This is a genomic window from Kosakonia sp. AG348 (genome assembly GCF_003337365.1).
Taxonomy (GTDB): domain Bacteria; phylum Pseudomonadota; class Gammaproteobacteria; order Enterobacterales; family Enterobacteriaceae; genus Kosakonia.
On the sequence record NZ_QPJR01000010.1, the window covers coordinates 160,996 to 173,838 of the forward strand.

The following is a 12,843-nucleotide window of genomic DNA, read 5'->3' on the forward strand; positions in this document are numbered from 1 at the left end:
GGACAAAAATGGACAACCGTTTTGTTCAGGCTCACAAAGAAGCCCGCTGGGCGCTGTGGCTGACCCTTCTTTATCTTGCCGCCTGGTTAGTGTGCGCTTACCTACCAGGTACAGAGCAGGGCTTCACCGGGCTGCCGCGTTGGTTTGAACTGGCCTGCCTGCTTACGCCGCTGGTATTTGTTTTACTTTGCTGGGCGATGGTGCGTTTTATCTTCCGCGATATCTCTCTGGAGGATAACGATGCAAACTGAAATTATCGCCGTGCTGATAATCTACCTGATCGTTGTCTTCGGCCTCTCTTTCTATGCGATGCGCCAACGTAGCAGCGGTACTTTCCTGAGCGAGTACTTCCTCGGTAGCCGTTCCATGGGCGGATTTGTGCTGGCGATGACGCTGACCGCAACCTATGTTAGCGCCAGTTCGTTTATTGGCGGGCCGGGAGCCGCGTATAAATTTGGCCTTGGCTGGGTGCTGCTGGCGATGATCCAGGTTCCCACCATTTGGCTGTCGCTGGGCATTCTCGGCAAAAAATTCGCAATTCTGGCACGTCGCTACAATGCGATTACGCTCAACGACATGCTGATGGCGCGCTACCAGAGCCGCGCAGTCGTGTGGATCGCCAGCGTCAGCCTGCTGGTGGCCTTTGTCGGTGCGATTGCCGTGCAGTTTATCGGCGGCGCGCGTCTGCTGGAGACAGCGGCCGGCATCAAATACGAATCGGGCCTGCTGATCTTCGGCATTACTATCGCGTTGTATACGGCGTTTGGCGGTTTTCGCGCCAGTGTGTTAAACGACACCATGCAAGGTCTGGTGATGCTGATTGGTACGCTAGTGTTACTGGTCGGTGTGATCCATGCGGCGGGCGGATTGCATAACGCCGTTGCTACCTTGCAGCATATCGATCCGAAACTGGTTAGCCCGCAGGGCGCGCACGACATTCTTTCCCCGGCGTTTATGACCTCGTTTTGGGTGCTGGTGTGTTTTGGCGTTATCGGTCTGCCGCATACCGCTGTGCGCTGTATTTCGTATAAAGACAGCAAGTCGGTGCACCGTGGGATCATTATCGGCACCATTGTCATCGCGCTGTTGATGCTGGGAATGCATCTGGCGGGAGCGCTGGGTCGTGCTGTGCTACCGAATCTGTCGGTGCCGGATCAGGTTATTCCCACATTGATGGTCGAAGTGTTGCCACCGTGGGCCGCAGGGTTGTTCCTTGCCGCACCGATGGCCGCGATCATGTCCAATGTCAACGCGCATCTGTTGCAGGCTTCCGCGACGATCATCAAAGATCTGTGGTTAAGCGCGCAGCCGACTAAAATTCGTCATGAGCCACGCTTAAAACGCATTTCCACCGTAACAACGCTGGTACTCGGCATTTTGATGATGCTGGCGGCATGGCGCCCGCCAGAGATGATCATCTGGCTGAATCTGCTGGCGTTTGGCGGGCTTGAGGCGGTATTTCTGTGGCCGCTGGTGCTGGGTCTTTACTGGGACCGCGCGAATGCCACCGGCGCGCTCAGCGCCATGATTGTTGGCGGTGCGCTGTATGCCGTGCTCGCCACCTTTAATATTCAGTACCTGGGCTTCCATCCGATTGTGCCCTCGCTGCTGTTAAGTTTGCTGGCCTTCATTGTCGGGAACCGTTTCGGTCAACCCGCGCCGCAGACCCCAACTATTTCTGTTAATGAATAAAGAGTTATGCCATGCCTTGGATCCAACTGAAACTGAACACCACCGGCGCGAATGCGGAAGATCTGAGCGATGCTCTGATGGAAGCAGGCGCGGTGTCCATTACCTTCCAGGACACGCACGACACGCCCGTATTTGAACCGCTGCCGGGTGAAACCCGTCTGTGGGGCGATACCGACGTTATTGGCCTGTTCGATGCGGAAACCGAGATGGCGGACGTCGTTGCCCAACTCGCTCTACACCCGCTGCTCGGCGAAGGTTTCGCCCATAAAATTGAGCAACTGGAAGATAAAGACTGGGAGCGCGAATGGATGGACAACTTCCACCCGATGCGCTTTGGCGAACGCCTGTGGATCTGCCCGAGCTGGCGCGAAGTGCCGGATGCCAATGCAGTGAATGTGATGCTCGATCCGGGTCTGGCATTCGGAACCGGCACGCACCCAACCACCTCGTTGTGTCTGCAATGGCTCGATGGCCTGGATCTTGCCGGCAAAACTGTGATCGATTTTGGCTGCGGTTCCGGGATCCTTGCGATCGCCGCCCTGAAACTGGGTGCGGCTAAAGCGATCGGTATTGATATCGATCCGCAAGCGATCCAGGCAAGCCGTGATAACGCTGAGCGCAACGGCGTTTCCGAGCGTCTCGAGTTGTACCTGCCGAAAGACCAGCCAGACGCGATGAAAGCCGATGTGGTGGTCGCCAATATTCTGGCTGGCCCGTTGCGTGAACTGGCGCCGTTAATCAGCGTATTGCCCGTCGAGGGCGGTTTGCTGGGGCTCTCTGGTATCCTTGCCAGCCAGGCAGACAGCGTGTGCGAAGCCTATGCCGAACTCTTTACCCTGGATCCGGTGGTCGAGAAAGAAGAGTGGTGCCGTATCACGGGACAGAAAAGGTAATACTGAACGCGGCCTGCGGGCCACGTTTCGCGGAGCCAGCGCGCTGAACTGTCGAAAAAACCAGCCAAAATGCCGATCAAAAAATTGCGAGCAGCTTCGCAAAAATCGTCATTTTTGTCTGAAAAAACAGCAGTTCAGCCGCTTATCACCCGCGAAAAAACGATAACTTGTGCGAATTTATGCGTTATGTGAAATTTTTATCTTTTGCATAACCCTATGAAAAACATGATTTAATACGTTTATTGCCCCGGTGGACTGGCTATTCCTTGATCTACAACAGAGGATTGCTCAAAGTTTGGCCTTTCATCTCGTGCAAAAAATGCGTAATATACGCCGCCTTGCAGTCACAGTATGGTCATTTCTTAACTCATGCGCATCGGACACCACCAGCTCAGAAATCGCCTGATCGCAGCGCCCATGGCTGGCATTACTGACAGACCATTCCGGACGTTGTGCTACGAGATGGGAGCCGGTTTAACCGTATCCGAGATGATGTCTTCTAACCCACAAGTGTGGGAAAGCGACAAGTCCCGACTGCGGATGGTGCACATTGATGAACCCGGTATTCGCACCGTGCAAATTGCTGGCAGCGACCCGGATGAAATGGCGGAAGCCGCACGTATTAACGTGGAAAGCGGCGCCCAGATTATTGATATCAATATGGGTTGCCCGGCTAAAAAAGTGAATCGCAAGCTTGCAGGTTCCGCCCTGCTGCAATACCCGGATCTGGTGAAGTCGATCCTGACCTCGGTAGTTAATGCAGTGGATGTTCCTGTCACTCTGAAGATTCGCACGGGTTGGGCTCCAGAACACCGTAACTGCGTAGAAATTGCCCAACTGGCTGAAGAGTGTGGTATTCAGGCTCTGACCATTCATGGACGCACCCGCGCCTGTTTGTTCAACGGAGACGCTGAGTACGACAGTATTCGGGCAGTTAAGCAGAAAGTTTCCATTCCGGTTATCGCGAATGGCGACATTACTGACCCGCTTAAAGCCAGAGCTGTGCTCGACTATACAGGGGCGGATGCCCTGATGATAGGCCGCGCAGCTCAGGGAAGACCCTGGATCTTCCGGGAAATCCAGCATTATCTGGACACTGGGGAGCTGCTGGCCCCGCTGCCTTTGGCAGAGGTTAAGCGCTTGCTTTGCGCGCACGTTCGGGAACTGCATGACTTTTACGGTCAGGCGAAAGGTTACCGAATTGCACGCAAACACGTCTCCTGGTATCTCCAGGAGCACGCTCCGAATGACCAGTTTCGGCGCACATTCAACGCCATTGAGAATGCCAGCGAACAGCTGGAGGCGTTGGAGGCATACTTCGAAAATTTTGCGTAAACAGAAATAAAGAGCTGACAGAACTATGTTCGAACAACGCGTAAATTCTGACGTACTGACCGTTTCTACCGTTAACTCTCAGGATCAGGTAACCCAAAAACCGCTCCGTGACTCGGTAAAACAGGCACTGAAGAACTATTTTGCTCAACTGAATGGTCAGGATGTTAATGACCTGTATGAGCTGGTACTGGCTGAAGTAGAACAGCCACTGTTGGACATGGTGATGCAATACACCCGTGGTAATCAGACCCGCGCGGCACTGATGATGGGCATCAACCGCGGTACGCTGCGTAAAAAACTGAAAAAATACGGCATGAACTGATTTTTAATCAGTGAGTTGTATTGATAAAAAGGCGCTAACCGGCATGGGAAAGCGCCTTTTTTATTGCCTGAAATAGCGCTAAAAACCCCGCTTTCCCTGTCATTCCGGGGTTACGGATTCGTGTATATTTCAACAAATGGTTGCAAGAAAGGGAGATACGGAATGATTCGCAAGTATTGGTGGCTGGTGGCTTTCGCCCTGTCGATTCTCATGCTGGATAGCTTAATCATGTACTGGGTTGAGTATATGACCACCGAGATCGATAAGTGCCGCAATATGAACTCCGTAAATCCGCTCAAACTGGTTAACTGCAATAATCTGTAAGTGATTGCTTGTAGCGAAAATTCGCGAAAATGTAGCCATCACCCTGATTAACGCAGGGATTTAAATCATTTTGAGCCATCTCCATACGATGCTAATGTCTCAGCCCTTTTCGCCAGTCCGATCGTAGTAATGCGTAACGCCCTTAGTGAATGAGTTGATGACACCATGCTGGATAGCCAATACGACTATATCCTTGTTGTTGTTTCTTTTATCGTAGCCATTTTAGCCTCTTATACCTCCCTGAATATGGCCGGCCGAGTTTCCACCAGCAGCAAGGGATCGTCATGGGTCTGGCTCAGCGGTGGCGGCGTAGCGATGGGGATAGGCATCTGGGCGATGCATTTTATCGGCATGCTGGCGATGAACATGTCGATGAACATGCGCTACGAACCGTTTCTCACGGCCCTCTCCATGGTTATCGCGATCGGCTCTTCGTTGTTCGCGCTGTGGCTGGTGAGCGCTCCGCATTTGCATCTGCGTCGCCTGATCCCGGGCGCAATTGTCATGGGCCTGGGTATTGCAGCGATGCACTATACCGGCATGGCGGCACTTCAGGTCTCCCCGGCCATTATCTGGAATCTGAACTGGGTCGCCTTATCGTTAGCGATCGCGCTGGTCGCCTCTTTCGCCGCTCTGTGGCTCACATTTCATCTACGTCATGAAGCGGCCCAGGTCGCGCTAATGCGTTTTGGTGCGGCAATTTTAATGGGCGTCGCCATTGCTGGTATGCATTACACCGGCATGATGGCGGCTCAAATCCCTCACCAACATGCCATGGGGCATAACGGTTTTAACAATAACTGGTTAGCCGTACTGGTCGGCATGATGGCCTTCTCGGTGCTGGGCATTACGCTACTGGTGTCGATGTTTGATGCACGTCTGCAGGCGAAAACCTCGCTACTGGCAACTTCACTGGCGGCCGCAAACCGCGAACTGGCGCGGCTGGCGTTGCACGATACCTTAACGCGTCTGCCTAACCGCGTGTTGCTGGAAGATCGCCTTGAACAGGCCATCAACAAAGCCAAACGCGAAGGCTCTTTCTTCGCGCTGATGTTTATGGATCTCGACGGTTTCAAAACCGTCAACGACGCCTGGGGCCACGATGTCGGCGATAAATTGCTGGTCGCGGTGACCGATCGCCTGACGCAAAAATTAAAAGGGCAATACACGCTGGCGCGCATTGGTGGTGACGAGTTTGTTCTGCTGGCAGAAGTCAGCGCGCCAGATGAAGCAGCAACGCTTGCCAGTTCGTTGGTACGCGTGATCGATAAGCCCTTCACTATCGATCCCTATGACGTGATGGTGACGCTGAGCGTCGGTATTGCGCTTTATCCGCATGACGGCAAGAACGAACGGGAACTGATGTTCAACGCTGATGCGGCGATGTATCACACCAAGCATATGGGACGTAACGGTTACCACTTCTTTCAGCCCTCGATGAACACGCTGGCGCAAACACAGCTGCAGTTACTCAATGATTTGTGGATGGCACTGGAGCGCCAGGAGTTCCGGCTGGTTTATCAGCCCAAATTTAAAGCCCCCGCGGGGCCGGTTATCGGCTTTGAGGCGCTGTTGCGCTGGCATCACCCTTACCAGGGCGTGCTCACTCCGGATGTTTTTTTGCCGCTGGCGGAGAAAACCGGTCTGATTGTGCCGCTTGGTAACTGGGTAGTGGACGAAGCCTGCCGTCAGCTTGGCGAATGGCGTAAAATGGGGCACCTTGACTGGTCTGTGGCGGTGAACCTTTCCACCCTGCAATTTGAACAGAGTTCTCTGGTGGCAACGATTATGGAGGCGCTGAAAAAGCATGATGTGCCGCCGCAAAAATTAATCCTGGAAGTGACCGAAACCACGGCAATGAGCAATCCGGATGAGAGTGTGCGCGTGTTGACGGAGCTGACAGATGCGGGCGTTCAAGCCTCAATCGATGATTTTGGTACAGGCTACTCCAGTCTGCTGTATCTGAAACGTCTTCCGGCCTGCGAATTAAAAATCGACCGTGCGTTTGTTCGCGAGTTAAGCCGGGAAGGCGAAGATGCCACCATCGTCTCGGCCATCGTAGCGTTAGCCAGGACGCTGAATTTAAAAGTTGTAGCGGAAGGTGTGGAAACAGAAGAACAACAAAAATTTCTTACTGAGCTGGGCTGTAATACGCTGCAGGGGTATTTATTAGGTAAACCGGTGAGCGCGGAATCTATTACTTCTTACGGAAATAAACTTCCCCCGCCCGAGTCCCTCTCCTGAAGATGGATTGATTTAAATAAAGCGCCTGCAGGCGCTTTTGTTTTACCAAAGCCGTAAACTAGATTATTCTTATAAAAATAATGCCATGCACCATCTCTATTTAATCAAGCGCTTACGCATTGCAATAGAATTTTTTATTTCACCCTTCATCTTTTCTGCACTATTTAACCTGCGACGTAGTTTTGTCTTCATGATTTTTACAAAGAACATAATTTGAGATTATTGCACCCGGGAATTTGCGCAGGCGAATGGTAAAATATGCCTTATCGATTCTGGACAGATATCGTAATTATTGATATCGGGGATCGTGATTATTTCGAGGTAATATTATGAAAAAATTCATTTCCGTGGCATTACTGGCGACATTCCTGGCAGGCTGTGCCCACGATTCTCCTTGTGTTCCGGTGTACGATGATCAAGGTCGTCTGGTACATACCAATACCTGTATGAAAGGCACAACTCAGGATAACTGGGAAACTGCCGGCGCAATTGCCGGCGGCGCAGCGGCGATTGCCGGTCTGACGCTCGGTATCGTAGCGCTGACTAAATAGTTTAAAAAGCCAAAAGTTATAAAAAGCGCGGTTCGCCGCGCTTTTGCTTTATTAAGGTGCAGTTAATTTTGCATAAGTAAATTTTCGGCCCCATAAGCAAGCAGTAATAAAAAAATAAGCACAGATTTCCTTTTATCTGCCCCTACTGTTTTTCACTTTTTCCTCTTTTTCTCTATTTTTGCGTGACCCATTTCACAAAGCGATGCCAATCAAGATATTGCTTATATTCACGCAGGAAACTTGTCTGTTAATTCCCTCTTAACGGCGCTCTCTTTTTGCTCTGTTTTGTGGCGTAGGTTGTATTTTTGCACCACAACGGGGCAATGGTTTTATTTTTTCCTGTCTACACTCTCAATATTGCGCCTGTGCTAGCCAAATAACGCCACGCGCAAAACTGGCACTACCTTTGCTTTAAAGAGTATGGCCATCGCCACAGACAGGTTCAGGCGTTTCCCGAACGCCTTATATAACGATAAATTTTTCGCCACACAGGATGCATTATGAAAAAGATGATGATCGCCAGCCTGGCCGCTGCCGGTGTACTGTTTGCTGTCGCAAATCAGGCACATGCAGGCGCAACGCTGGATGCCGTTAAAAAGAAAGGTTTCGTACAATGCGGTATCAGCGACGGTCTGCCTGGCTTTTCCTACGCGGATGCGAGCGGTAAATTCACCGGTATCGACGTGGACGTTTGCCGCGGCGTTGCCGCCGCCGTATTCGGTGACGACACGAAAGTAAAATATACCCCGCTGACGGCCAAAGAGCGTTTTACCGCTCTGCAATCTGGCGAAGTGGATATGCTCTCCCGTAATACTACCTGGACCTCTTCCCGCGATGGCGGCATGGGCCTGTCATTCACTGGCGTAACCTATTACGACGGTATCGGCTTCCTGACCCACAACAAAGCAGGCCTGAAAAGCGCTAAAGAGCTGGATGGCGCAACCGTTTGTATTCAGGCGGGCACCGATACTGAGCTGAACGTGGCGGATTATTTTAAATCCAACAAAATGAAATATACGCCGGTGACCTTCGACCGTTCCGATGAATCCGCGAAAGCGCTGGAATCAGGCCGTTGCGATACACTCGCTTCCGACCAGTCTCAGCTGTATGCATTGCGTATCAAACTGAGCAACCCGGCAGAGTGGATCGTATTGCCGGAAGTGATCTCGAAAGAGCCGCTGGGGCCGGTGGTTCGCCGTGGTGATGATGACTGGTTCTCGATTGTTCGCTGGACGCTGTTCGCCATGCTGAACGCAGAAGAGATGGGTGTTAACTCGAAAAACGTCGATGAGAAAGCCGCTAACCCAGCAACGCCGGATATGGCACACCTGTTAGGTAAAGAAGGTGACTTCGGTAAAGACCTGAAGCTGGATAACAAGTGGGCTTACAACATCATTAAGAAAGTCGGTAACTATTCAGAAATCTTTGAACGTAACGTCGGTTCTGAAAGCCCGCTGAAAATCAAACGCGGCCAGAACAACCTCTGGAACAACGGCGGTATTCAGTACGCTCCGCCAGTGCGCTAATACGTAAGTGCTGTAACGGGCGCTACGCTTGCGTGGCGCCCAGCCCAGAGTCATGGTTACTGAGGTTTTCCTATGTCCCATCGCCGCCCAACCGTGAAAGGCGCTATCTCCCTTTCTAACCCTGCGGTTCGCGCCTGGCTGTTTCAAATCCTTGCAATTATCGCCGTGGTCGTTGTCGCCATTTATTTAATACACAACACCGTTACTAATCTGAATAACCGCGGCATTACCTCCGGCTTTGCCTTTCTGGATCGCGCCGCCGGTTTTGGTATTGTTCAACATCTTATTGATTATGAACAAGGTGACACCTACGGACGTGTATTTCTTGTAGGCTTACTTAACACGCTGCTGGTTTCCGCGCTGTGCATTGTGTTCGCTTCGTTTCTCGGTTTTTTCCTCGGCCTCGCTCGTCTGTCTGAAAACTGGCTACTGCGGAAGCTATCGACCATCTATATCGAAACGTTCCGTAATATCCCGCCGCTGTTGCAGATCTTTTTCTGGTACTTCGCGGTGCTGCGTAACCTACCCGGCCCGCGCCAGGCGGTCAACGCAATGGAGCTGGTGTTTCTGAGCAACCGGGGCTTGTATATACCCTCCCCGCAAATGGGCGAGGGCATGCTGGCGTTCGCGGGCGCGATAATCCTGGCGGTGGCTATCTCCGTCGGTCTGTTTCGCTTTAATAAAATGCATCAAATCAAAACCGGGCAGCTACGCCGTACATGGCCTGCCGCGCTGGGGTTGATTATCCTGCTGCCGCTGGTAGCGCACTGGGTGTTTGGTGCAGCGCTGCACTGGGATGTTCCGCATCTGCGCGGCTTCAACTTCCAGGGCGGTATGGTGCTGATCCCGGAACTCGCCGCGCTTACCATTGCGCTGTCGGTCTACACTTCCGCGTTTATCGCTGAGATCATTCGTTCAGGTATTCAGTCAGTGCCCTATGGGCAGCACGAAGCGGCACGTTCTCTCGGCTTGCCTAATCCGGTAACGCTGCGACAGGTGATTATTCCGCAGGCGCTGCGCGTGATTATCCCTCCGCTGACCAGCCAGTATCTGAATATCGCCAAAAACTCCTCGCTGGCAGCGGCAATTGGTTATCCGGATATGGTGTCGCTGTTTGCCGGAACGGTGCTGAATCAGACCGGCCAGGCGATTGAAACTATCGCTATTACCATGTCGGTTTACTTGCTCATCAGCCTGTCGATTTCGTTACTGATGAACATCTATAACCGCCGCATTGCCCTGATTGAGCGCTAAGGAACCTTGATGACAAAAGCAATTCTGTCTCCCTCGACGCGCCAGACACCTGCAGGAAGCAATGGCGCGATAGTGTGGGTACGAAAAAATCTGTTCTCCAGTTGGTCAAACTCGCTGCTGACGCTGCTGTGTCTGTGGTTAATGTGGGAGTTGATTCCCCCTTTGCTGGACTGGGCGCTGTTTCAGGCGAACTGGTTCGGTTCGACACGTGCCGATTGTACGAAAGCAGGCGCGTGCTGGGTGTTTATCCACGAGCGTTTTGGCCAGTTTATGTATGGCCTCTACCCGCATGATCAACGCTGGCGTATTAATGTGGCGCTGCTCGTTGGACTGCTCTCTATCGCACCGATGTTCTGGAAGGCGCTGCCGCGTCGCGGGCGTTATATCGCTTGCTGGGCGGTAATTTATCCGCTTGTCGTGTGGTGGTTGTTGTTTGGCGGATTTCTCGGGCTGGAACGGGTTGAAACCCGCCAGTGGGGCGGTCTGACTCTGACATTGATCATCGCCTCTGTTGGTATTGCTGGCGCACTGCCACTGGGGATTTTGCTGGCGTTGGGTCGCCGTTCGAAAATGCCGGTGGTTCGCGTGTTATCGGTCATTTTCATTGAGTTCTGGCGCGGCGTTCCCTTAATTACCGTACTGTTTATGTCCTCGGTGATGCTGCCGCTGTTTATGTCGGAAGGCACCAGTATCGATAAACTGATCCGTGCGCTGGTCGGTGTGATCTTGTTTCAGTCCGCTTATGTGGCAGAGGTGGTGCGTGGCGGCTTGCAGGCGCTGCCGAAGGGGCAATATGAAGCGGCGGAATCTCTGGCTCTGGGATACTGGAAAACGCAAGGGCTGGTGATCTTACCGCAGGCGCTGAAGCTGGTGATCCCGGGGCTTGTGAACACCATCATTGCTCTGTTCAAAGATACGAGTCTGGTGATCATCATCGGCTTGTTTGATCTGTTCAGCAGCGTACAGCAAGCCACGGTCGATCCTGCATGGCTTGGGATGTCCACCGAAGGCTATGTTTTTGCTGCCTTAGTTTATTGGGTTTTCTGTTTTAGCATGTCGCGCTACAGCCAACATCTGGAGAAGCGCTTTAACACCGGGCGTACACCGCACTGAGGATCCCCATGAGTAATACAACTATGCAATCTGGCGACGCGATGATTACGCTCGAAAATGTGAATAAGTGGTACGGGCAGTTCCATGTACTGAAAGACATTAATCTCAATGTTAAACAGGGCGAGCGCATTGTGCTTTGCGGCCCGTCCGGTTCTGGAAAGTCGACAACGATCCGCTGTATTAACCATCTGGAAGAGCATCAACAAGGGCGTATTGTCGTTGATGGCATTGAGTTAAATGAAGATATCCGCAATATCGAAAAGATCCGCCAGGAAGTGGGAATGGTGTTCCAGCACTTTAATTTATTCCCGCATCTGACCGTCTTGCAAAACTGTACGCTGGCACCGATTTGGGTACGTAAGATGCCCAAGAAGGAGGCTGAAGCGCTGGCAATGCATTATCTTGAACGTGTGCGCATTGCCGAGCATGCGCATAAGTTTCCGGGGCAGATTTCCGGTGGTCAGCAGCAACGTGTGGCGATCGCCCGTTCATTATGTATGAAGCCTAAAATCATGCTGTTCGATGAGCCAACTTCAGCGCTGGATCCGGAGATGGTAAAAGAGGTGCTGGATACCATGATTGGGCTGGCGCAGTCCGGTATGACGATGTTGTGTGTCACCCACGAAATGGGTTTTGCGCGCACCGTTGCCGATCGCGTGATCTTTATGGATCGGGGTGAAATCGTTGAACAGGCACCGCCGGAAGAGTTTTTCGCGAACCCGAAATCAGAACGTACCCGCGCGTTTTTGTCGCAGGTTATTCATTGATCTCTCCCCGATTGTTACAGGCCACTCATGCGGGTGGCCTTTTTTATTGCCTACGCAAAAGCGCGTCGTGCAAGTATGCTTAGCAAAAAGTTGGGGACCGGCTTTATTTTTTGGCTATCTATCTCACTCAGTTGGTCGAGCGCACTTCTTACGAATTCCGGGACACGCTAATCAATACCGCCTTACATATAGGTGGTGCTTTGTCTGGTATGTACTTGCTTGTTTGCCCGACGTTCCTGACTCTCGCAGGGGAGACCACACTATTATTGGCGCTACGCGTTGCACTTCTGAGTGAGGGTGTCAGATGTCTGGCTGTTGAAGGGAAACGGCTTGCTCGCTACCTCTTTGGATCTGTGGAGCTTAAATCTATTCATGCTCAAAGTGCTACTGATCTGGTGGAAATGGTTTGAATGCGGCCATCATGTTCAAGGTTGTAAGCAGAAAAACAAAAGGCCCAGTCTTTCGACTGGGCCTTTTGCTTTATTTGATGCCTGGCAGTTCCCTACTCTCGCATGGGGAGACCCCACACTACCATCGGCGCTACGGCGTTTCACTTCTGAGTTCGGCATGGGGTCAGGTGGGACCACCGCGCTAGTGCCGCCAGGCAAATTCTTTTCTAAGTGCCGAACTTTAACCATTATAACTGGTGCTGATACCCAGAGTCGAACTGGGGACCTCACCCTTACCAAGGGTGCGCTCTACCAACTGAGCCATATCAGCACACTAAATTTGATGCCTGGCAGTTCCCTACTCTCGCATGGGGAGACCCCACACTACCATCGGCGCTACGGCGTTTCACTTCTGAGTTCGGCATGGGGTCAG

12 protein-coding genes, 1 tRNA gene and 2 rRNA genes are annotated in these 12,843 nt (G+C 52.2%); 12 read left to right on the forward strand and 3 right to left on the reverse strand.

All coding sequences use genetic code 11. The features are described from left to right. Nucleotides 1-8: 8 nt before the first annotated feature. From DFO56_RS21075 to DFO56_RS21130, 12 genes are all read left to right on the forward strand, one after another. Nucleotides 9-251: a YhdT family protein gene (locus DFO56_RS21075; protein ID WP_017457282.1), complete on the forward strand. Its 243-nt coding sequence runs from the start codon at nt 9-11 to the stop codon at nt 249-251. Then, nucleotides 241-1,692, forward strand: coding sequence for a sodium/pantothenate symporter (panF, locus tag DFO56_RS21080; protein ID WP_045512722.1), 1,452 nt, complete (start codon nt 241-243; stop codon nt 1,690-1,692). The genes DFO56_RS21075 and panF overlap by 11 nt, the downstream gene beginning before the upstream one ends. Nucleotides 1,693-1,703: 11 nt before the next feature. Next, complete coding sequence (prmA, locus tag DFO56_RS21085; protein WP_045512725.1) at nt 1,704-2,585, forward strand: 50S ribosomal protein L11 methyltransferase; 882 nt, start codon at nt 1,704-1,706, stop codon at nt 2,583-2,585. 369 nt (nt 2,586-2,954) lie between these two features. After that, the gene (dusB, locus tag DFO56_RS21090; protein WP_044489505.1) at nt 2,955-3,920 is read left to right on the forward strand and encodes a tRNA dihydrouridine synthase DusB; all 966 of its coding nucleotides are present in this window, start codon (nt 2,955-2,957) and stop codon (nt 3,918-3,920) included. Nucleotides 3,921-3,945: 25 nt separating this feature from the next. Continuing rightward, nucleotides 3,946-4,242 carry a DNA-binding transcriptional regulator Fis gene (fis, locus tag DFO56_RS21095; RefSeq protein WP_000462905.1) on the forward strand — a complete coding sequence of 99 codons (297 nt, stop codon included), beginning with the start codon at nt 3,946-3,948 and terminating at the stop codon, nt 4,240-4,242. A gap of 162 nt (nt 4,243-4,404) precedes the next feature. Then, on the forward strand, nt 4,405-4,566 hold the full coding sequence (locus DFO56_RS21100) for a DUF2556 family protein (RefSeq protein ID WP_020455476.1): 162 nt from the start codon (nt 4,405-4,407) through the stop codon (nt 4,564-4,566). A gap of 165 nt (nt 4,567-4,731) precedes the next feature. Then, the gene (locus DFO56_RS21105; protein WP_045512729.1) at nt 4,732-6,810 is read left to right on the forward strand and encodes a bifunctional diguanylate cyclase/phosphodiesterase; all 2,079 of its coding nucleotides are present in this window, start codon (nt 4,732-4,734) and stop codon (nt 6,808-6,810) included. Nucleotides 6,811-7,139: 329 nt separating this feature from the next. After that, nucleotides 7,140-7,361: a lipoprotein gene (locus tag DFO56_RS21110; protein WP_017457276.1), complete on the forward strand. Its 222-nt coding sequence runs from the start codon at nt 7,140-7,142 to the stop codon at nt 7,359-7,361. A 500-nt stretch (nt 7,362-7,861) separates the two neighbouring features. Beyond that, nucleotides 7,862-8,887: an amino acid ABC transporter substrate-binding protein gene (locus DFO56_RS21115; RefSeq protein WP_020455478.1), complete on the forward strand. Its 1,026-nt coding sequence runs from the start codon at nt 7,862-7,864 to the stop codon at nt 8,885-8,887. A 72-nt stretch (nt 8,888-8,959) separates the two neighbouring features. After that, a complete protein-coding gene (locus DFO56_RS21120; protein ID WP_045512732.1) occupies nt 8,960-10,141 on the forward strand; it encodes an amino acid ABC transporter permease in 1,182 nt (393 codons plus the stop codon). A gap of 9 nt (nt 10,142-10,150) precedes the next feature. After that, nucleotides 10,151-11,254: an amino acid ABC transporter permease gene (locus DFO56_RS21125; protein WP_017457272.1), complete on the forward strand. Its 1,104-nt coding sequence runs from the start codon at nt 10,151-10,153 to the stop codon at nt 11,252-11,254. Between the two features lie 8 nt (nt 11,255-11,262). After that, nucleotides 11,263-12,021: an amino acid ABC transporter ATP-binding protein gene (locus tag DFO56_RS21130; RefSeq protein WP_044489506.1), complete on the forward strand. Its 759-nt coding sequence runs from the start codon at nt 11,263-11,265 to the stop codon at nt 12,019-12,021. A 489-nt stretch (nt 12,022-12,510) separates the two neighbouring features. Here DFO56_RS21130 and rrf (DFO56_RS21135) read toward each other — a convergent pair. The 3 genes from rrf (DFO56_RS21135) to rrf (DFO56_RS21145) form a co-directional block, all read right to left on the reverse strand. Then, nucleotides 12,511-12,626 (reverse strand): 5S ribosomal RNA (gene rrf / locus DFO56_RS21135). Between the two features lie 39 nt (nt 12,627-12,665). Beyond that, a tRNA-Thr gene (locus tag DFO56_RS21140) sits at nt 12,666-12,741 on the reverse strand. Between the two features lie 14 nt (nt 12,742-12,755). Further along, a 5S ribosomal RNA gene (gene rrf / locus DFO56_RS21145) occupies nt 12,756-12,843 on the reverse strand; the annotation flags it as partial.